Source organism: Psychrobacter sp. (assembly GCF_041554015.1).
GTDB lineage: Bacteria > Pseudomonadota > Gammaproteobacteria > Pseudomonadales > Moraxellaceae > Psychrobacter.
In genome coordinates this window covers 133,432-154,336 of record NZ_JBFFMS010000001.1, presented here as the reverse complement: position 1 = coordinate 154,336, position 20,905 = coordinate 133,432, and the positions used below count along the sequence as shown (strand labels likewise).

The window sequence follows — 20,905 nt, the reverse complement described above, 5'->3', positions numbered from 1 at the left end:
TTATTTATTAAAATATCTTTGGTGTATAAAAAGGTATATAAAAATTCTATTGCCTTCTATTGCCAATAGCTTAACAATAGAGGATTGATTTATCCTTTTTCTTAACATTCAACCATCATAACAAACTGCCTAAAAAGTAGGTTTACAACTTATAAAGAATTGTGCCTAAGATGTTAAGAATGTGACGCTGTTATTAAGCAGACCTAAATTTTGTATAGACGCTCTTGTATAGAGTTTTTGGCAAATTTAGACAAATAAAAAACCAGCACGATGGCTGGTTTGATATAGATTTACGTTGTAGAACACCTTGTCAATCATGTAGCAGACAACCTAAAACAAATGATTAATCACAGGAATCTCTTGTGGAGGATTTTCTTCATCATTAACAATCTGACGTGCCACATGCATAATCAATTGACGTAACCAACGATGCGCTGGATGATGCTGTAATAAAGGCGACCAAGCCATGGTTAGCTCAAATTCTGGGATAAAAAACGGCGGCTCTTCCATGATGATGCTGTCGTTATTGGCCTGCATTTTTGCCACACGGGTCGGTAAAGTCGCAATCAAATCTTTGTTTGCTGCCAGCATCGCAGGCATCTGATAGTGACGGGTAAAGACACTGATTTGACGTTTTTGACCTAAACGCTGCAAAGCTTGATCGATAGAACCTAAGCCGCCAGACTTTTCTGGATTGACACCAAAGCCCACGCCCATACCTGTTTTAGAGACCCAAACATGCTGCGCTTTAAGATAGTTTTTGAGATTAAAGCGATGAGCGTAAGGGCTGTCAGAGGATAATAGACAACTAAAGGTATCACGCCAGACCAGCACTTGATGGAAGCTTTGCGGGATCTCATTAAAGCGGTTGATCGCCAAATCTACTCGCCCCTGCTCCATATCACGATAGGACACATCCGATGGCGTCAAGAAATCCAAGATGACATTGGGTGCCTCTGAGCGCAGTGCCTTAACCAGCTTTGGCACCAAAGTCGCCTCAGCATAGTCTGAGGTCATGATCCGAAAAACACGTGAGGTACTATAAGGACGGAACTCGGTGCGCGGTTCAAGCACTTGGGTCAAGTCAGCCAATATCTCGCGGATACGAGGTTGCAATTCTAAAGCTCGCTCTGTCGGAGTCATCCCTTCTGATGAACGCACCAATAAAGGATCGTTAAATAACTTACGCAAACGGCGCAAAATATTACTCATCGCAGGCTGGGTAATGCCAAGCTGCTCAGCGGCGCGCGTGACGTTTTTTTCACGAAGCAATACATCCAAATGTACCAATAAATTCAAATCTACCCGCTGCAAATTCATATATGTATCTCTTTACCTTAGAATAAATACCACTATCAACGTGATACTTTTGTCCTGTTATTTATTAAATCTCATCTATAACTGCCTGATATCAGGATATTCTTATATTAATTATTCTAGAATATACGCATTATAACTGAATTTTCCGCTCACAAGCCATTGTTTTATATGCACTATAATCAAAAGAAATACCCAAGATAATAATCATAAACTAGATAAATCAAGGCAACCTAGCTATAGTGGCTAGCAAGCGCTCATTCAGGATTATCCAACATTAGACTGTTACTCTCTATTTTATTGGACGAATGACTAAGTGCATTTTATCGTATTTTGATACTCAAATACGGACATAAACCGTATAACGGTATCTTATAAAAAATCAGTTTTTTACACGTCTTTTTAAGCTTAGATAAATATCTGATACGTTTTAAGGCAATGGTTAATTTCGTATCAAAAAACCTTATAAATCAATCGATTAACCTTAAATCATAAGTTAAAAACAGAGGCAATAAAATAAAAGCTGACCAAATAGACAGGTTTTAATTGCTTTTATCACAATTTTCTTATAGTTTAGTAGAGATTGCTCAGGGAAGAAGCGGATATTTTAAACTTTTACTTCTGCCAGCATCTTTCTATACAGACCAAAAGTATTTTAATTTACTTATTTATTCACCACCAAGGAGACCATAGATGTCAACTGCATATAAATCAGCGATCGATTTAGTACGTGAACTAAAACAAAAACACGGCAACTGGCAGAACATCAGTGAAACTGATGCGGCACGTATGATGGCACAAAACCGCTTCAAAACCGGTTTGGATATCGCTAAATACACCGCAAAAATCATGCGTCAAGACATGGAAGAATATGACAATGATACGTCTCAATACACCCAGTCTCTAGGTGCATGGCATGGTTTTGTTGCTCAGCAAACCATGTATGCAAAGAAAAAATATTTTGGCACTACGTCTAAAACTTATATCTACCTATCTGGTTGGATGGTCGCTGCCCTTCGTTCTGAGTTTGGTCCTCTACCTGACCAATCTATGCACGAAAAAACTTCTGTACCTAAGCTCATCGAAGAAATCTACACTTTCTTACGCCAAGCTGATGCAAAAGTATTGAACGACTATTTCCGTGAGCTAAACGCAGCTGAAGAAGCGGGTCAAGATACTTCAGCTATCCTAGAAAAAATCGAAAACTTTGATTCACACGTTGTGCCAATCATTGCTGATATCGATGCAGGTTTCGGTAACGAAGAAGCAACTTACCTACTAGCCAAACAAATCATCGAAGCGGGCGCTTGTGCATTACAAATCGAAAACCAAGTATCTGATGCGAAGCAATGTGGTCACCAAGCGGGTAAAGTAACCGTACCGCATGAAGACTATATCGCAAAAATCAACGCCATCCGTTATGCATTCTTAGAGCTTGGTGTTGAAGACGGTGTGATCGTTGCACGTACTGATAGTGAGGGCGCATCACTCACGCAAAAAATCCCAGTATCAAATGAGCCAGGCGACCTTGCTTCTCAGTACATCGACTTCATCGAGATGGAAGAAGTGACGCTAGAGAACGCCAAAGAAAACGACAGCCTACTTAAGCATAACGGCAAACTAGTACGCCCAGTTCGTCTGCCTAACGGTTTATATCAGTTCCGTGAAGAAACAAACATTGACCGCGTTGTACTTGACTGTGTTACCGCTCTAGAAAATGGTGCCGATCTACTATGGATCGAAACACCGACTCCAGACGTCGCACACATCAAAATGATGGTTGATCGTATCAAAGAGCAACAGCCAAAAGCCAAGCTTGTATACAATAACAGCCCATCATTCAACTGGACGCTGAACTTCCGTAAGCAAATCATCGCTCAGTGGGAAGAAGAAGGTAAAGACCTATCTGCCTACAATAAAAATGACTTGATGAGTGCTGATTACGATGGTACTGAACTTGATACTGCAGCTGACGAAGCGGCTAGAAACTTCCAGCGTGATGCGTCACGTGAAGCAGGTGTATTCCATCACTTAATCACCCTACCTACGTATCATACCACGGCGCTTAGCGTTCATGAACTTGCTAAAGGCTATTTCGGTGATGACGGCATGCTTGCTTATGCAGCTGGCGTACAACGTAAAGAGATCCGCGAAGGCATCGCTTGTGTTAAGCACCAAGCAATGGCAGGCTCTGATCTTGGCGATGACCACAAAGAGATCTTCTCTGGTGAAAACGCCCTTAAAGCTGGCGGCGGCAAGAACACCATGAACCAGTTCTAATATCCGACCACTTATAAGTACATTTTATAAGTAAATTTTTAAGAAAAGCCGTCCTACCTTGTAGGGCGGCTTTTTTATGCGTTGTAATCTAACGTATCCGTCTCATTTAGGATCAATTATATTTTAATGAAGCAGCATCCACCCACTCAGCATGTATTTCATATAATTTGGTAAACCAAGCGAAATTTTTACTTGTTATTCACCGATAGCTTTCATACGATGGTAATAACTTAAAATTTATTAAAATAATTGGGAGCCATCATGCAAGAGATAGAGCTAAAATTCTTGGTACCAGAATCACGATTAAAGGGCTTGATGCGCCAAGCGCAAGTCAAATCGTCGCAAACGACTAAACTGGCGGCCCATTATTACGACACTCCTGATCAACAGCTTGCACAGGCTGGTATTGGCCTGCGTATTCGTAAAGAGGGCGATACTTGGGTACAGACCATCAAAGCGGGTGGCGATGGTATTGCGGCGCGACTAGAGCACAATGCCACATTAGATAATGAGCAAGTACAAGCGATGCTGGACGCTAACACGCTCATGCCTGATTTGACGATTTATAAAGATACCCCTATTGCCCCAGCATTGGCAGACTTTAAGCTAAAAAAACTGGCTAAAAAACTGACACGGTTATACGTGACTGATGTAACGCGCACCACCCGCTTATTGATAGAAGATACAAACGATAAAATCGTTAACAGTATTGAGATGGCATACGATGATGGAGAAATCATCCATGGTACTGATGATACTCAAAAAGATGCCATTCAAGAAATCGAATTTGAGCTGGTATCCGGTGAGTTGGATTTTTTATTTGCGACAGCTAAAACTTGGTGTCAGCGTTATAAACTGTGCTTATCTACTGTCACCAAAGCAGAGCGCGGTAGCTTACTTATCAAGGGACAAAATCATAGCCCAGCCGTTCTTACGGATTTGAGCGCGCTTGATATCAATAAAAAAATCAGTATGCCGGCTTTTTTACGCGCTGCCGTACACAACTGCCTGCTGCAAATACTCCCAAACAGCAGTGCCGTCATTGCTGGCAGTCAGGACCATACTCACCTTTTACAGCTGTCTATCGGTATAGAGCGCTTGCACACTGTGCTACAAGCCTTTGATAGCTTATCAGATGAAATCAATCCGGACTGGTCAGCCATATTGCAACAAACTACTGTATTACTCACTGAGTATCGTAAGCTTGCTTATCTCAATAGTCACGTTGAACCAAGATTACAGCAGCAGGGCGCACCTAGCGTTGATTGGACAGCAGATATTGATGCTATCAAAATTACCCCAATGGCTGCAATCAGTGCTAATGACTTCCAGATCATGCTGCTTGAGCTTATCGCCTATACGATGAGTGACCCAAGCCTTGAGCCGCAAGCTGATAAACTCGCGATCAATAAGCTAGAAAAAGCCCTTATTAAATCTTATGACAGATTACTTGAAGCTGAGCAATATTTAGAGGACAGCTATGATGAGTCAGACTGTGAGCTAGAAAACGAAGACGTCCTTCAGGCACTGTACAAACTATACGACCATCTAAAAAACTTGCGTTATATCAGTGAGTTAATAGCACCTTTATATAGTAAAAAGAAAACCAAGCGCTGGCTAAAGCGTGTTGTAAAAGCACAGAAGGCACTGGGTCGACAGCTCGATATGATGGATTATCAGCAATATTATCAAAGTAAATCAAGCTCTGACGCTGCTGCTTTATATGCTACAGGCTGGTTAAATGCGGCTTTAACACCAAAAGAAAAAGCCACAGAAAAACGTTTGGATAAGTTTTATGATTGCTCAGTATTCTGGTAATTAAATAGGTTCAAATGTATAGGTGCCACTATTAAATAATAGTGGATACACAATACTATGCTGCGGGACTGGAATAAATTTTTCTTGCTTGCTTTCTTGCTTGCCGTGCCTACGTCGACAGAGGCTACGTAAAATTTATTTCAGTTCCACTCTATCCTTTTTATATTAACCTGCCCATATTCAACAATACGTCTATTAAGCGATAATATACACTGGTGTTCCTTCCTCAATCTGCGCAAACAATTCAATCATATCCTTATTACGCATACGTACACAGCCATGCGAGAGTGGCACACCCATCGGCTCACTGTCTGACGTACCATGGATATATATATAACGCTGATAAGTATCACAGCCACCTTGGCTATTACTGCCTTTATTGACGCCCTCTTCCATACCGCTTAGCCAAAGAATACGGCTTAGTATCCAATCACGATCTGGGTGCTGTTTACCAAGCTCTGCACTATATATCTCGCCCGTAGGAACACGTCCAATAAATACCGCATTTATGGGTTCATCTGCGCCGATCTTTTCGGCAATAAAATGTTTGCCAAGAGGCGTGCAGCCGCTATCTTGCTGACTGCCAATGCCATTTTTGGCGGTAGACACTGTATATTGATTCATTTCTTTATCGTGTTGGTAGAGCGTTAACGTTTGCTCAGCAACATTAATCACTATATGGGCGTTAGAGTTTTCGTTAAATTTCTTGTGATAGCTTTCATTATTCTTCATGGAATATTTCCAACAGTCATTTGCCTAGTGGCTATTATTATTGAGCGCGTGATAAGTAAGTTGATTGATTTTTTCTATTATTAAGTGATTGTATCAAGGCTTTTGGCACCGTAATATAGGGGCACACTTTTTGATGCTAGCAGATTATGACGACTATTTCACCGACTCGTGTGTCGATGTATGATTTCCTCTATCAAGATACCAAGCCCATGGTGTCGTTACTGGCAGATGCCGCCAAGCTGTCATTACCGCAAGCGCGATTAGCAATGGATGCCAGTTTGCAGGCTATTGTCAGCGCCTTGCTTGCTTATCAGCAGCACAATGATGGACAAGCGGTAAGCAAAAAGTTATTTAGTCGCGGCGCTGTCAAAGAGCTACGCCAGTATAATTCAATGAATTTTGCCACGCTAAATGCGACCTTATATCATCGCCATGAAGCGGCGCATGCCATATTTTATGACAATGCTCGCGTGATTCAAGCAAGTGACTATATTGCACAGCAAATTGATGCAGCAACGCAGCAAGTACAGATACTTCTCACATCTCTATGCGTGATTGTCTTACGTGAACTGGCTATTTTAGCGGATTATAGCCAACTTGATAATGACGAGATGGATAAATGGTTTGCCCTGCAACCGCAGTTTTTGTCAGTGGCCCGCTTTGCCACCAATCAGCAACCGTCAAGCCCTAATGAATTGACCAAGGCTAATAAAGATAATGCTTTAATTACAGCGCCAGAAACTGCTTTAGATTTATCAGTAGCAATACAAGAAGACTCTGGAAATAGTCCCAATATAGAACGCGCCTTATTGAACACAGCGCAGCTCGCTGATACCCCGCCCGCTTTTGATCCTTATTGGCACGAGTTGATGACATTTAAACCTGAAAATCATGAGCCCGTACAAGACATGCAGCTAGCGACGGGCAATTATTTAAAAGCCATTGGGCGCTCACCTGATAACTTGCAGCAAGGTCATCATAACGACATGCTAGTCTTTACAGAAATGCAAGCCATTGCCTTACCTCACCAACGCTGGTTATTACAGCTCGCCAAAATCTCAGATATCTATCTCAGTCGTAATCGCCTACGTATCACCTCAGAGCCTGCCAGCGCACCTAAGCCGCCTTTGGTCAGCTTAGGTCTCATTGGTGGTAATAATGACAATACGCCAACCACTACCAGCGAAAAACCCATTGAATACGAGGCGTCTATACCTCTTTGGAAAAACCCAGTTATCTTAATTATTATTGCTGTCATCGGGGTGCTTGGCGGGCTTGCCGCTCTTAAATATCAAGGCCAAAAATCTGATGATATGCTGCTAGCGACAGAAAAGGTCATAGCACAAGATATTATTGCAGAACGTCAACAGCAGGATGTGGCCATTGTTATGGTGGACGGTGATGAGTCTGACGATAAAGAAACAAAAGCAGCACAATAATAAGTGGCAGCAATTAGTACATAACTTCTTAAGCATCAAAAAATAGTCGAACAAACCTGCAAAAAAATCAAAAAAGGCGCTATATTAATAGCGCCGTTTTTATTTCTTCTTGCTTATGTTGTGTCGATAGTAGACTGACTTTAAAATCGATATAGTGCGACTGGAATGAATTTTTCGTAGCCTCTGTGATAACAGCAAGCAAGGAAAAATTATACCAGTCGCACGTGACTATTAACGTATCGTCTATGTCTCGAATTGACTACCGCAAATCTGGCTTACTTCGATAAATCACGACCACGGCTGGCTTCAATCGCCAGACGTAGACCATTTAAACGGATAAAGCCTTCAGCGTCTTTTTGATCATAAGCGCCCGCATCATCTTCAAACGTGGCGATTTTTTCATCAAACAATGAATCATCTGACTTACGACCGACGACGCTTACCGCCCCTTTATATAATTTGACGCGTACGGTACCGTTGACATATTCTTGTGACTTGTCAATCAGAGCTTGTAGCATCATACGTTCAGGGCTGAACCAATAACCATTATAGATAATCTTGGCATAACGTGGCATCAGCTCATCTTTTAGATGCGCCGCTTCACGGTCAAGCGTCAATGACTCAATACCGCGATGCGCTTTTAGCATAATAGTACCAGCTGGGGTTTCATAGCAGCCGCGTGATTTCATACCGACATAACGGTTTTCTACGATATCCAAACGTCCGATACCGTGCTTGCCGCCAATCTCATTTAGCTTAATCATGACCTCAAAAGGCTTAAGTGCTTCACCATCGATGGCAATGATGTCACCTTTTTTGTATTCTAACTCTAGATATTGTGCTTCGTCAGGCGCTTCTTCTGGACTGACTGACCAGCGCCACATATCGTCTTCTGCTTCGGCGTATGGGTTTTCTAAGATACCGCCTTCATAAGAGATGTGCAGTAAGTTGGCATCCATTGAATACGGAGATTTTTTCTTATTGCCGGCATAGTCGATAGCAATATTATGTTCTTCAGCATATTTCATCAAGCTTTCACGGCTAGATAAGTCCCACTCACGCCAAGGGGCAATGGTGACCACGTCAGGAGACAGTGCAACCGCGCCAAGCTCAAAACGGACTTGGTCATTGCCTTTACCAGTCGCGCCATGACTGATGGCATCGGCATTATGTTCTTTAGCAATTTCAACCAAGCGCTTGGCAATTAACGGACGCGCGATAGAAGTCCCTAGCAGATACTCGCCTTCATAGATGGCATTGGCGCGGAACATTGGGAATACATAATCACGAGCGAACTCTTCACGTAAGTCTTCGATATGGATATGCTTGATGCCCATGGCTTCAGCTTTGGCGCGCGCTGGCTCAACTTCTTCGCCCTGACCGATATCAGCAGTAAAGGTGATCACTTCTGCATCATAGGTTTCTTGCAGCCATTTCGCGATGATAGAGGTATCAAGACCACCTGAATAGGCCAAGACGATTTTATTAATATTTTTTGGATCAAGCTGAGCCATGAAGAACTCCTGTTATGAGTGTTGTGAGCGTTTAGTTCGAGAAAAAGCGCTGAGATTCAATCAAAAGATAAATTACTTGCTCAGTGTACATCATATTTACTATAGGCAAAAGTACAACTGCCCCATGGCTCAAGCTTTTGCTTTAAATTTTGGGTCGACAGATTTTAGTTACTTGCCTATCGGTACAGCTGATTACCAAAAATTAAAAAACAACCCATGTATTATGTACAGATATTTAGCCGCATATTTAGTCAAGTAGGCAAATCTGTTATGATAGCGCTACAGTATCCCTTCCTTTTATTTCCGTATATGACGATATAGAGCGCGACGACATTATGACTGATTCGATTAGAGAATTGACCATCCTTCAGCCGGACGATTGGCATATCCATTTGCGTGATGGCAAAGCATTGAGCACTACCGTAGCACATGCAGCAAACAGCTTTAACCGTATCATGTGTATGCCAAACTTAGTGCCTCCTGTTAAGAACACTGACGATGCGCGTGCCTATCGCGACCGTATCATGGCGCACTTAGCAGACAGTGAGCTGAATGCTGAGCGCAAAAATGCATTCGATCCACGCATGACTTTATATCTCACTGACAAAACCACGGCCCAAGATATCGAGATGGCCGCACAATCCGGTATCGTCCAAGCGGTCAAGCTCTACCCTGCTGGCGCGACTACCAACTCAGCTGATGGCGTCACCAATATCAATGCCTGCGTCGACGTTTTTGAAGCACTGGAAAAATACAATCTACCCTTATTGATACATGGTGAAGTCACTCAAGATCATGTGGATATTTTTGACCGTGAAAAACGTTTTTTAGACGAAGTATTGGCGCAAATCATTGTCAAATTCCCCACCTTAAAGATTGTCGTCGAGCATATTACCACCAGTGATGCCGCTGATTTTGTCTTAGCACAAGGCAATCACATTGCTGCCACTATTACCCCGCAGCATTTAATGTTTAACCGCAATCATCTATTGGTTGGTGGTATAAAGCCGCACTTTTATTGCTTACCTATCCTAAAGCGTGAAAGCCATCAAAAAGTATTATTAGATGTGGCAACCAGCGGCAATCCAAAATTCTTTTTGGGCACTGATTCAGCGCCTCATGCAACCGATGCAAAAGAATCTGCTTGCGGCTGTGCAGGCTGCTATAGTGCCGCAACCGCTTTGCCATTGTATGCGACCGCTTTCGATAGCGTGGGGAAAATAGACAAGCTAGAGGGCTTTGCCAGTCGTTTTGGAGCACAGTTCTATGGACTACCCGTTAATGAAAGCACGATTACGCTTGTCAATACGCCTATGCACGTGCCAGTAGCCTATCCTTATTTTGATGGCTCAACATTGACCCCGCTTATGGCAGGTGAGACATTGCCTTGGTCTATCAAAGACTAAAACCAACTAAGCAAAACTGTCTTTATTTTATTTTCACTTTAGACATGTAAAACTTTAACCCTATGATCAGCATGACATCTGCTAACCAGCTGTGTGATTTGTATCATAGGGTGTTTATTTATCATTTAACGTCTTAATTCAATATAACAGCACGACTGATAAAAGCGATTTAACCAGATATGACCACTCTAAATGATGCCGCCTTACCTGATAAAAACCCATCAAACCCCGTTGATAATACCCTTAAGCTTGCGTCAAATAGTCACACAGAAGATGCCGCAGACGAGCTAGCGCCCATGCGTCTAAAAGACCGATTTCGTAAGTTTTTGCCGGTCGTCGTTGATGTGGAAACTGCTGGCTTTAACGCGCAAACCGATGCTCTATTAGAAATTGCCTGTATTCCTGTACTATTAAATGAGCAAGGTGTCTTTTATCCTGGTGAAGCTTTCAATGCTCATATCGAACCCTTTGAAGGGGCAAATCTTGAGCCAAGCGCCCTTGCCTTTACCGGCATTGATCCCAACAATCCTTTGCGTAAAGCCATAGCCGAAGATGAGAAAACCGCACTACGCCGTATCTTTAAAGGGTTAAAAGAAGTACGCCGTACTGAAGACTGTCGCCAATGTGTGTTGATCGGACACAATGCTCATTTTGACTTAGCGTTCTTAAATGCTGCGGTATTACGTACCAACAATAAAAGCCACAACCCCTTTCATAACTTTTCAGTTTTTGACACCGTGACTTTATCTGCGCTGGCATTCGGTCAAACCGTACTAGCTCGTGCTTGCAAGGCAGCTGGACTTGATTTCGATGGTAATGATGCCCACTCAGCACTATATGACACGCAAAAAACGGCTGAGCTGTTTTGTTATATCTTAAATAACTATCCTATGCTGGCTAACGCCATGAATAGCGAGCCTGAGCCTGTAACCACAAACTAAACTGTTCCAGAGTGTCCATAAGCCAATCATTACAGAGTACCTCTTGCTCACCATACATAATAATGCTATCTGTAAGGTTGACTAACTTCAACCTTATGATTGGATAGAATGATTTAACCTCTTGCCTGTGTAATACCGAATGGCGATACCGAATGAGGGGTTAAATCTAGAGATGGTTTAAGTTACCTGCTGTGCTTTGAGCATCTGTCATAGACAATCGAAGCTTACTAAGAGGGACTTTATGATGGAACCACAGTTTAAATTATGGGCAACCATTATTGGTTATATGCTGCTCGCCTTGACCATTAGCGCTTGTACTTCGTTATGGATTCGCTATCATTTAAAGCGTAATGACCTGCATCCACGCCGCGCCCTAAAAAAAAGATATTTAATTTTAAAAAGACGTAGAAAAAGGCTTGACAGCAAACGCAGACCACATTAAAATACGCACCACTTCAGCATAAAGGTGAAAGCAGCTGAAGCGTTGTTACTAGTCCCCATCGTCTAGAGGCCTAGGACACCGCCCTTTCACGGCGGTAACGGGGGTTCGAATCCCCCTGGGGACGCCACTATTTGGCGTCACTTATTAGCAAGATGGCTATAAAGCATCTGATCAGACTAATAAGCAAGCCACCGAAAAGCCCAATCACAATAATATTGTGATTGGGCTTTTTTTATGCGCCTCTGTTTATGATATCTGTCATAAGCTACCTCTAGCCTGTCTTACGCCTATCGTCTAGCAATCATGCAATCGCTGTTTATAAATACAAAAAAGCCAGCAATGTATGCTGACTTTATGAAAATACTTATAATATCGTTACTGTGAAATAAAATAGAGACGCTATCTATCGATGTGAAACTAATGTAAAACTGACGATACTTAGAAAATTTTATCGGATAAAATCAGCCACAGTAGCGCTAAAACAATCAATCCACCTAGTATGGTTTGGATTAAGAAGAAGGCTTGGTGCTGCCCTACTACTTTGCCCAACGTCAAACCTAAGGTGCTGTACTTTATCGGCTGAGAATCAGTATCATCAGTCACTTCTTGCGCTTCATAATAACCTTGCAGAACATCTAAAAACTGCTGCCATTCATTTGACTGCCAGCTGTCAGGTCTAAAAGGCATAAAGCCTTTTAGCTTAGGCTCACTAACCATCCAACGCTCAAGCGTAATAGAGCGTAATGACCATCTATCAAAACGGCGTTCATCAATCACTGAAAAATCTAATACTTTTAAATCTTTGTGGCGATCATCTACTAGCAAACGGTTTTTAAGATTGGTTAATGCCTGCTCAGTACCTTCGACATATTGAAAAAAGTAACCATTGCCGTAGCAAAGAATACCCGTAATATTATCCACCTTATTCAGCTCATTTGCGACCTTTGCAATATCATTAAGCGTACTAGAGTTGGATAGACCAGTAGAGGTAATGTGGCTCAGATAAACAAGTTGGCAAAGATCTGGCATTACTGGATTTGTAGAATCAATCGTTGGTGACAATCAGCTTCTCCCTATAATTAGGTAAATGTAGCTAAGACTTTAGAAAAAAACATAGAAGCAAGACGTTTCTAAACACGAATCGGCTTGGTATATTATTGATTTTATAAATGTTTATATTAATTGTATTAAGTTGGTTACATCATAGGCTGTTTTAGTGAGCAAAGCAATATATGTTTATGGAAATGACAAGTTGTTAACATTAAACAATATACAGGAAATATTCATATACAAAGCCTATAAGACGACAAAAAATATTATAGGAAACATAAACGACCATTTAGCAAAAATAACTAATAGACTCTTTTTTATTTTCCAAATTTAGAACGGGCTGTAAAGCTTGCCATATAAGGTTTGCAGCGATACAGGTCAGTGATATCCGATATTTTTGGACCACAATAAAAATTGTATATAAAATATATAACCGCTCAAAAAGTCAAAAACTACAATGTAATAATAAATTTATGAGCTGCAAACGAATTGAGACGTGAGAATTGCTGTCAGTAGAATACTATCATCAGGATAAGTCAGTTTGATGTTTTGGCGACTGCCCTTTACCAATCTAATCGATAGGTTTAAATATTCAAAAGCACTGGCTTCGTCAGTAATCGCAAGATTATGCTCAGCCACATAATTCAGTACGTGTTGCAATTGTCCAAGTCTAAATACTTGCGGGGTTTGTGCCTGCCACATATGGCTACGATCTATGGTTTTTTTAGCATAGGTATGAAACGTGTCACAACGGCTTTGATCATTAGCAGGCGCAGGCTGAGCATGAAGAGGCTGCTGATGAGGCAACGCAGCCTCATGTGCTGACGTGTCGAGTACATGAGATGCTACATAAGACTGCTTTAGCGTATCAGCGACCGGTGTCGCTAGAATAGCCCCATAAGGCTCTAGCATTGCTGCTTGGATAACGGCATCAATATCATGACTTGGTACGGCAGGGCGCGCGGCATCATGAATGACGACCAAATCAGCCGCCTCTGCGCCTGAATCAATCATTGCCTCTACTCCTGCCTTTACCGACTGCCAACGTTCAGCACCACCGACAGCATAATGAATAGGAAGCGTGAAGCTCAGCGTCTGGGCAGTGGTATCATCTGCCGCCACCACCAATAAGCAGTGATCAATATAATGACTCTCAGACAAACGTGCCACACTGTGCTGTAATAAGGTCTGACCTTGTAGTAAGGTATATTGTTTAGCAACAGGCGCCCCAAAACGACTACCGCGACCAGCAGCGACAATCATGGCATGGATATTAGGCGTGGTATTCATAATACAGTACTCATGCTACAGTACCCACGATAAAGTACTTATGGTTTGATTCTATGACAATAGGATAAAAACAAGGGGTATAAAAACGAAAAAAACTATTATTATTCATAATAGCTTATTGTACTGCCGGTCATATCCATAATAGCGATACGTCAAACTCAGTAACGACTATATCAGTAAGGACTATGGGTAGTTGGTGCGGTTGATACTTGTACAAAAGTCTCATCTGGCTTGATCAAACCCAAATCCAAACGAGCATGCTCCTCCACCGCTTCAAGACCCGTTTTTAGATCATTAACATCGGTGCGCAGCAAGTTATTTGCTGATACTTGATTGTCATTTAAGCGCTGCTGCTCTGTAATCTGAGCTGTCAGCTTATTATGCTCAAAGCGACCATTTTCACCCAGCCAATACTGATATTGCAGTCCTGACAGCACGGCAACGGCTAACGCAAGTAGTATAAATTGGCTAAAATATTTCATAGGGTAATAACGCCAAACAATATAAAGAGAATAAAAACTTGCTGAGCGATACCTTTATATATCTATATATCGCTCAGCATTTGCAACAGTTTTGACGGATTAACCACGTAATCCGATAAACTCTTCACAGCCACGATAGCTTGCACGTACTTGCTGCTCGATACGAAGCAATTGGTTATACTTGGCAACGCGATCTGAGCGGCATAGTGAACCGGTTTTTATTTGACCAGCCGCGGTACCTACTGCCAAATCAGCAATGGTGCTGTCTTCGGTTTCGCCTGAACGATGCGAGATAATCGTTGCATAACCGTTTTTCTTCGCCAGATAAATCGCATCTAACGTTTCTGATAAGGTGCCGATTTGGTTAAACTTAATCAAAATCGCATTGGCAATTTTCTTATCGATACCCTCTTGCAAGATAGCAGGGTTGGTGACAAACAAATCATCACCGACTAACTGAACCGTATCACCGATTTGTTCAGTCAAATACTTCCAACCATCCCAATCCGACTCATCAAGACCATCTTCGATAGAGATAATAGGATATTGACGCGTAAGACCCACTAGATAATCTGAGAACCCTTGGCTATCAAAAGATTTATTACCTTCGCCTGCCAAGATATATTTGCCATCTTTATAAAACTCAGTAGCAGCACAGTCCAAAGCCAGATGAATGTCTTTACCAGCTGTGTAGCCTACTTGTTCAATCGCTTGCATGATAACGGTAATAGCTTCTTCGTTGCTGCGCAGATTTGGGGCAAAGCCGCCTTCGTCACCAACTGCAGTATTAAAGCCTTGCGACTTTAGTACAGACTTTAAGCTATGGAAAATCTCGGTACCAGCACGTAATGCTTCTGAGAAGCTGTTAAAACCAACTGGCTCAATCATAAACTCTTGAATATCAACAGTATTGTCCGCGTGCTCGCCGCCATTAATGATATTCATCATCGGGACAGGCATCGTAAGCGACGTCTGATTACGCAAATCAGCAATATACTGATGCAATGGCAGACTTTGTGACTTAGCAGCTGCTTTAGCAACTGCAAGTGATACCGCAAGTATGGCATTGGCACCAAGATTGTCTTTATTTTCTGTACCATCTAATGTAATCATAGCATCATCAATGGCTTGCTGCTCTGTGACATTTTTGTCCATTAAAGCACTACGGATTTGACTGTTAACGTTAGCTACCGCCTTTTTGACGCCTTTACCCATGTAGCGGCTTTGATCGCCATCACGCAGCTCTAATGCTTCACGTGAGCCAGTCGAGGCGCCACTAGGCGCAGCAGCACGACCAATGGTGCCATCCGCTAAGATAACATCGGCTTCAATCGTTGGGTTACCGCGCGAGTCTAAAATCTCACGAGCGCGAATGTCTTTAATTGCGGTGACGTTGGTGGTTTCTTCAGCGTACATAATGTCTGTTAATTCCTTTGGTCATGCCAGATGTATAAAATAAATCATGGCAGTTAGAATACAAAAAAGATAAAGAAAAAGAAAAATATCGTATAGTAGGGCGCAAAAAAAAGCGTTGGTGATTAATATGATCGTCTAATTTTCAGCGCCATTAAGGTTTTATTGCTGACCCTAATCACTGACTATAGTGCTTGGCATCATAGCATATATTTTGCCAAACCGCCCTTATCTTACCCAAACTTGCGAGCATAAAATCGAACCTAAACGCTAATATTGACGATTACCAACTGCGCAAATACAGGATAAGTGACAGTCATCTAACCTTTGTTATGGTATTAGGCTATTTTATCAGCATTGGGAGCAGATACCGTATTATTTAGCTCAACCTTGGTCTTAAAACGGGTTAAACGCAGGGCATTTATCAATACTGAAATCGAGCTAAGTGCCATAGCGGCTGCGGCAATCATAGGATTTAAAAAGCCAAAGGCGGCAAGCGGAATACCAAGACAATTATAGATAAAGGCAAAAAACAGATTTTGCTTGATATTACGCACCGTTGCATTCGCAATTTTTTGCGCGGCATCGATATGCATCAGCGACTCACCCATTAAGCGTGCGGAGGCGCTATGCTGGGCAACATCGGTACCTTCAAACATCGCAAAGCTGGCATCCGCTGTTGCCATCGCTGGCGCATCATTGACGCCATCGCCTGCCATTGCCACTTTATGACCAGCTGTTTGCAGCAGTGCAATCTGGCTTGCCTTATCACGCGGACTCATCTTACCATACGCTTTTTCAATACCGAGCTGCCCTGCGACATGATCAACAACCGATTGCTTATCACCGCTCATCAAAATTACATTAATACCCGCATCTTGTAGCGCAGTAATAGCCTGCGGCGTATCAGATTTTAGGTCATCTGCCAAAGCAAATGCGCCTAATGCTTCATCGTTAATACTAATCGCCACGGTACTGGCGATTTGCCATACTTTTGGCATCAATTTAGGCAAGACCAAATTCGCAAACTCTGCCGTACCAACCTTTATAAGACCAAGACCGTCTATCCTGGCTTGAATACCTGCGCCTTTTATCACACTAATATCAGACACATCAAATAAAGATAAGCCGCGCGCGGTTGCTGCATTGACCAGCGCGGTTGCAAGCGGATGACTGGCATGTGCCTCAATGCTTGCAGCTATCTGTAACACATCATCGACCGCAATTGACTTATCTACCATGACATGATCAACGATAGTCGGCTTACCAATGGTCAAAGTGCCTGTTTTATCAAGCACCACCGTATCGATATTACCCGCAGCTTCTAAGCTTTGTGCATCTTTAAACCAAACCCCGTGACGCGCGGCAACGCCCATACCAGCCATGATTGCGGCTGGTGTCGCCAAACCAAGCGCACAGGGGCAAGCAATAACCAATACAGATACCGCATGCATTAACGCAGTATCAAGCATACCGGTCAGCCACCAAGTCAAACCAAAGGTAACCAGCGCAATCATTACCACAACGGGCACGAAGACCGCAGTGACTCTATCAGCAAGGCGTGCCAGATTGGCTTTTGAGCCTTGGGCATCGCTTAGCGCTTGTACCATATCACCAAGCTTGGTATCGCTACCTTTAGCCTTGACACGGTACAGCAAGCTGCCGTTTTCAACCAAGGCACCCGCTAATAGTCCATCACCAATCTCTTTTTTGAGCGGTACGGACTCACCGGTCAAATGACTCTCAACACACCAGCCAGCACCATCGATGACCACTCCATCAGTTGCCACTCGGCTACCTTGCTTGGCACGTAAGACATCACCCACTTGCACCTCTTTTAGAGCGATATTTTTAAACTCACCATTTGGCTGCTGCTGCTCAACCTCATCTGGTGTCAATGACAATAATAAATCAATGCTGTTTAAGCTGTGCTTTTTGGTGCGCTCTTCCAGATACTTACCCGTACGCACAAACGCAATGACCATCAACCCTGCTTCAAAATATACGGCAGGACCGCCACTCACACCATGACCGCCAGCATGGCCGCTTTGCAACAAACTGTTTAAGCTGCCATCGCCATGAGTCAGCCACAGATAGGTTGAATACGCCCAAATGGTTACTGTACCAATAACGACCAATACGTCCATATTGGCAAGGCCACCTTTGATAGATGCCCAAGCGCTTTTATAAAATGGCAATGCAAATCCAAACTGTACAATGGTCGCTAGGATAAATTGTATCCAAACCGCTGGCATCCACGCCATACCCTGTCCAAAAAGCATGCCTGCCATACCGACTAAAAAAGGCAGCAAACAAACCCACATTCCAATCAGTCGCCATGGGTATTCGCTCGTGTTATCCTCATCCGTCTTCTCAAACAAACTATCAGCTACCTGTAAATTGGCGACAAAACCCGTTTTATTCACCCACTCTGTCACCTGCTCTGGCGTCGTCTGAGTCGGATCATAATCCACATTGGCGGTCTCGCCTGCGAAGTTGACGCTGACCTCATAGACCGACGGCTTTTTATTCAAAACCTTCTCAATCCGTGATGCACAGGCTTGACACGTCATACCCTCTATCGCCAGCTGCAAATGCGCCCGCTGCGGCGTAAGTGGCGTATTTGACTGAACATCAGTCTCAACATCAAAAGAATTAGGGGTATTGGTACGGGTAGAATCTTTCATAAATAAAACTCGTTATGGTATTTATAAGTTCGTATGCGCTATAAAAATCTATCAGTGGAGGAGTAAACATTCAAATCAAACAAGCCGTACATTCTAAAGATGAATATCATATTGTTTTTAGAGCGCTTATTTTTCAGAGCGCTTATTTTTCAGAGTGCTTATACAGTGATCGTCTTATTATATTAATCTAGGTATTAAATGGTCATGATTGACATCAATTCAACTATTTTAGCCGACCTACTCTCTCAGATTAATAGGATATATTGTAGCAATAAGGAAGCTTATCGCTTTACTCTGATATCCATAGTTTTTATATTCATAGTTTTTAATCATTAAAAAAACCAGCCATGATAGCTGGTTCGTTTAGCACAGCGTATAAAACTAACCGTTAACAACGGTGGCATCAAAGCCTGCATCATCAATAGCAGCAGCAATTGTCTCTACGCTGGTTTTGCTATCATCAAAGGTGACGGTCGCTTGATTGTCTGCAAGCTCGATACTGATGTCATCTAGTCCATCGATGTCTGCGGTGGCGTTATGGACACTGGCCACACAGCCACCACAAGTCATGCCATCGATTTTAATAATACGGGTTTGGTTTGCCATGTTCGGCTCCTTATTGTTATCTGTGAATAAATGGTTGGTATACTTTAAGGGTATAAGACTTTGTCAAAAAACCCAAGACCAGCATAAGAGCTATCGGCGTTGACCACAAGTCAGTTTGGTTATACTTTTATAAACCTATTCATGATGGCGTGGGTTTTGCGGCGCATCGATAGGAAATGGCTGCGTGACATAATCGACCATACTGATCGCCGCGGTAAAGGCATGGATACTGGTTTTGGTGTCATCATAATGTACCAGTGCCATGTGACTGTCAGCATCCAATTCAATAGCCGTAACGCCCGCGATATTCTTTAGCGCTGTCATCACGCTCTCCAAACCTTCAGCGTTCTCAATATTTTCGATACTTACCTGTGCCACTTTAATCGCCATGATCTTACCCCCTTATCGTTTATAGCATTAATGGGTATCCAAAGTCTCAAAGCCTTTGACCAACTCATCAAGCTGCTTTAGCTGCTGCAAGAACGGTTCTAACTGGTTCATACGTAGGGCACAGGGACCATCACACTTTGCCACTTCTGGGTTTGGATGCGCCTCCAAAAACAACCCTGCCAAGCCAGTTGCCATACCTGCTCGCGCCAATGTTGTGATTTGCTCACGGCGTCCGCCCGCACTATCGCTACGCGCGCCCGGCTGCTGCAAGCTATGCGTCACATCAAAAAATACCGGTATCTCCATCTGCTTCATGGTATCAAAACCCAGCATATCGACGACCAGATTGTTATAACCAAAGGAGCTACCGCGCTCACAGAGGATCAGCTTATCGTTACCGCCTTCGAGGCATTTATTGACGATATGACGCATCTCATGCGGCGCTAAAAACTGCGCTTTTTTGATATTAATAATCGCATCGGTCTTTGCCATTGCATGCACCAAATCTGTCTGACGCGATAAAAACGCAGGTAGCTGAATGATATCAGCGACTTCGGCAACTGGTGCCGCTTGGTGAGGTTCGTGTACATCTGTGATAATCGGCACTTGTAATTTTTCTTTGATTTGCCCAAGCCAATCAATACCCTGCTCTAGCCCCGGACCACGATAGGAGGTCAAGCTTGAGCGATTGGCTTTATCAAAGCTGGCTTTAAATACATAGCCAATACCCAGTCGCTGGCAGATATCGATATATTGCTCAGCGATCTCAAACGCCATCTCTTTGGACTCTAAGACATTCATCCCACCAAATAAGACAAACGGCTGATCATTACCGATATTTATCGTATTGCCATTTGGCGTAGTAAGCTGAATATGCGGCTGCGCGGTTAATGAGTTTTCCATTAAATAAGTTTCCTCGTTATTTTTATTGATAGCTGTTATCGATATGTCTGACTCATATTGTAACCGATAGTCTCATTAAAAAAAGCCTACAAGCGTAATTAGCAGCAAACCGTTAAAAAATCATCGGTTATACTATCGTCATAAAATCAACCACAAAAAAAGACCAATCCGAAGATCAGTCTTTTTATGTCAAAA

At 42.7% G+C, this 20,905-nt stretch carries 17 protein-coding genes and 1 tRNA gene; 7 read left to right on the top strand and 11 right to left on the bottom strand.

From position 1 onward, the window contains the following. Positions 1-330: 330 nt before the first annotated feature. A complete protein-coding gene (locus ABYU67_RS00645; protein WP_372843026.1) occupies positions 331-1,320 on the bottom strand; it encodes a LysR substrate-binding domain-containing protein in 990 nt (329 codons plus the stop codon). Between the two features lie 690 nt (positions 1,321-2,010). On the opposite strand from ABYU67_RS00645, the gene ABYU67_RS00640 reads away from it, so the two are divergent. Together ABYU67_RS00640 and ABYU67_RS00635 are read left to right on the top strand one after the other, a co-directional pair. After that, positions 2,011-3,597, top strand: coding sequence for an isocitrate lyase (locus ABYU67_RS00640; protein ID WP_372843025.1), 1,587 nt, complete (start codon positions 2,011-2,013; stop codon positions 3,595-3,597). Between the two features lie 261 nt (positions 3,598-3,858). Beyond that, a complete protein-coding gene (locus tag ABYU67_RS00635; protein WP_372843024.1) occupies positions 3,859-5,415 on the top strand; it encodes a CYTH domain-containing protein in 1,557 nt (518 codons plus the stop codon). Between the two features lie 195 nt (positions 5,416-5,610). Here ABYU67_RS00635 and ABYU67_RS00630 read toward each other — a convergent pair whose 3' ends face one another. Further along, a complete protein-coding gene (locus ABYU67_RS00630; protein WP_372843023.1) occupies positions 5,611-6,147 on the bottom strand; it encodes a L,D-transpeptidase family protein in 537 nt (178 codons plus the stop codon). A 146-nt stretch (positions 6,148-6,293) separates the two neighbouring features. Between ABYU67_RS00630 and ABYU67_RS00625 the strand changes: the two genes are divergently transcribed. Next, a complete protein-coding gene (locus ABYU67_RS00625) occupies positions 6,294-7,586 on the top strand; it encodes a hypothetical protein (RefSeq protein ID WP_372843022.1) in 1,293 nt (430 codons plus the stop codon). A gap of 275 nt (positions 7,587-7,861) precedes the next feature. Here ABYU67_RS00625 and ABYU67_RS00620 read toward each other — a convergent pair whose 3' ends face one another. After that, positions 7,862-9,100: an argininosuccinate synthase gene (locus ABYU67_RS00620; RefSeq protein WP_372843021.1), complete on the bottom strand. Its 1,239-nt coding sequence runs from the start codon at positions 9,098-9,100 to the stop codon at positions 7,862-7,864. Positions 9,101-9,435: 335 nt separating this feature from the next. Here ABYU67_RS00620 and pyrC point away from each other — a divergent pair, with 335 nt between their 5' ends. From pyrC to ABYU67_RS00600, 4 genes are all read left to right on the top strand, one after another. Then, complete coding sequence (gene pyrC / locus ABYU67_RS00615) at positions 9,436-10,506, top strand: dihydroorotase (protein ID WP_372843020.1); 1,071 nt, start codon at positions 9,436-9,438, stop codon at positions 10,504-10,506. 296 nt (positions 10,507-10,802) lie between these two features. Next, positions 10,803-11,447 carry a ribonuclease T gene (gene rnt, locus ABYU67_RS00610; protein ID WP_372843121.1) on the top strand — a complete coding sequence of 215 codons (645 nt, stop codon included), beginning with the start codon at positions 10,803-10,805 and terminating at the stop codon, positions 11,445-11,447. A 241-nt stretch (positions 11,448-11,688) separates the two neighbouring features. Next, positions 11,689-11,889, top strand: a complete 201-nt coding sequence (locus tag ABYU67_RS00605; RefSeq protein WP_372843019.1) for a hypothetical protein — start codon at positions 11,689-11,691, stop codon at positions 11,887-11,889. A 51-nt stretch (positions 11,890-11,940) separates the two neighbouring features. Then, positions 11,941-12,016 (top strand) — tRNA-Glu (locus ABYU67_RS00600). Between the two features lie 311 nt (positions 12,017-12,327). Here ABYU67_RS00600 and ABYU67_RS00595 read toward each other — a convergent pair. From ABYU67_RS00595 to kdsA, 8 genes are all read right to left on the bottom strand, one after another. After that, positions 12,328-12,951 (bottom strand): BLUF domain-containing protein, encoded by a 624-nt coding sequence (locus ABYU67_RS00595; RefSeq protein WP_372843018.1) that lies wholly within the window; start codon positions 12,949-12,951, stop codon positions 12,328-12,330. Positions 12,952-13,410: 459 nt separating this feature from the next. Beyond that, positions 13,411-14,229 (bottom strand): 2-C-methyl-D-erythritol 4-phosphate cytidylyltransferase, encoded by an 819-nt coding sequence (locus ABYU67_RS00590; protein WP_372843017.1) that lies wholly within the window; start codon positions 14,227-14,229, stop codon positions 13,411-13,413. A gap of 173 nt (positions 14,230-14,402) precedes the next feature. Beyond that, the gene (locus tag ABYU67_RS00585) at positions 14,403-14,711 is read right to left on the bottom strand and encodes a septum formation initiator family protein (protein ID WP_372843016.1); all 309 of its coding nucleotides are present in this window, start codon (positions 14,709-14,711) and stop codon (positions 14,403-14,405) included. Between the two features lie 99 nt (positions 14,712-14,810). Next, the gene (gene eno, locus ABYU67_RS00580) at positions 14,811-16,127 is read right to left on the bottom strand and encodes a phosphopyruvate hydratase (protein ID WP_372843015.1); all 1,317 of its coding nucleotides are present in this window, start codon (positions 16,125-16,127) and stop codon (positions 14,811-14,813) included. Between the two features lie 335 nt (positions 16,128-16,462). Beyond that, positions 16,463-18,811: a heavy metal translocating P-type ATPase gene (locus ABYU67_RS00575; protein WP_372843014.1), complete on the bottom strand. Its 2,349-nt coding sequence runs from the start codon at positions 18,809-18,811 to the stop codon at positions 16,463-16,465. 381 nt (positions 18,812-19,192) lie between these two features. Further along, on the bottom strand, positions 19,193-19,417 hold the full coding sequence (locus ABYU67_RS00570) for a heavy-metal-associated domain-containing protein (protein ID WP_372843013.1): 225 nt from the start codon (positions 19,415-19,417) through the stop codon (positions 19,193-19,195). Positions 19,418-19,552: 135 nt separating this feature from the next. Continuing rightward, positions 19,553-19,807, bottom strand: a complete 255-nt coding sequence (locus ABYU67_RS00565) for a hypothetical protein (RefSeq protein ID WP_372843012.1) — start codon at positions 19,805-19,807, stop codon at positions 19,553-19,555. A 27-nt stretch (positions 19,808-19,834) separates the two neighbouring features. Then, entirely contained in the window at positions 19,835-20,710 is an 876-nt protein-coding gene (gene kdsA, locus ABYU67_RS00560; protein WP_372843011.1) for a 3-deoxy-8-phosphooctulonate synthase, read from the bottom strand. Between the last annotated feature and the right edge of the window lie 195 nt (positions 20,711-20,905).

Excerpts from the sequence above, each read along its gene's own strand:
- ABYU67_RS00645 (WP_372843026.1), bottom strand. The coding sequence starts at position 1,320 with ATGAATTTGCAGCGGGTAGATTTGAATTTATTGGTACATTTGGATGTA.
- ABYU67_RS00640 (WP_372843025.1), top strand. The coding sequence starts at position 2,011 with ATGTCAACTGCATATAAATCAGCGATCGATTTAGTACGTGAACTAAAA.
- ABYU67_RS00635 (WP_372843024.1), top strand. The coding sequence starts at position 3,859 with ATGCAAGAGATAGAGCTAAAATTCTTGGTACCAGAATCACGATTAAAG.
- ABYU67_RS00630 (WP_372843023.1), bottom strand. The coding sequence starts at position 6,147 with ATGAAGAATAATGAAAGCTATCACAAGAAATTTAACGAAAACTCTAAC.
- ABYU67_RS00625 (WP_372843022.1), top strand. The coding sequence starts at position 6,294 with ATGACGACTATTTCACCGACTCGTGTGTCGATGTATGATTTCCTCTAT.
- ABYU67_RS00620 (WP_372843021.1), bottom strand. The coding sequence starts at position 9,100 with ATGGCTCAGCTTGATCCAAAAAATATTAATAAAATCGTCTTGGCCTAT.
- pyrC (WP_372843020.1), top strand. The coding sequence starts at position 9,436 with ATGACTGATTCGATTAGAGAATTGACCATCCTTCAGCCGGACGATTGG.
- rnt (WP_372843121.1), top strand. The coding sequence starts at position 10,803 with ATGCGTCTAAAAGACCGATTTCGTAAGTTTTTGCCGGTCGTCGTTGAT.
- ABYU67_RS00605 (WP_372843019.1), top strand. The coding sequence starts at position 11,689 with ATGATGGAACCACAGTTTAAATTATGGGCAACCATTATTGGTTATATG.
- ABYU67_RS00590 (WP_372843017.1), bottom strand. The coding sequence starts at position 14,229 with ATGAATACCACGCCTAATATCCATGCCATGATTGTCGCTGCTGGTCGC.
- ABYU67_RS00585 (WP_372843016.1), bottom strand. The coding sequence starts at position 14,711 with ATGAAATATTTTAGCCAATTTATACTACTTGCGTTAGCCGTTGCCGTG.
- eno (WP_372843015.1), bottom strand. The coding sequence starts at position 16,127 with ATGTACGCTGAAGAAACCACCAACGTCACCGCAATTAAAGACATTCGC.
- ABYU67_RS00575 (WP_372843014.1), bottom strand. The coding sequence starts at position 18,811 with ATGAAAGATTCTACCCGTACCAATACCCCTAATTCTTTTGATGTTGAG.
- ABYU67_RS00570 (WP_372843013.1), bottom strand. The coding sequence starts at position 19,417 with ATGGCAAACCAAACCCGTATTATTAAAATCGATGGCATGACTTGTGGT.
- ABYU67_RS00565 (WP_372843012.1), bottom strand. The coding sequence starts at position 19,807 with ATGGCGATTAAAGTGGCACAGGTAAGTATCGAAAATATTGAGAACGCT.
- kdsA (WP_372843011.1), bottom strand. The coding sequence starts at position 20,710 with ATGGAAAACTCATTAACCGCGCAGCCGCATATTCAGCTTACTACGCCA.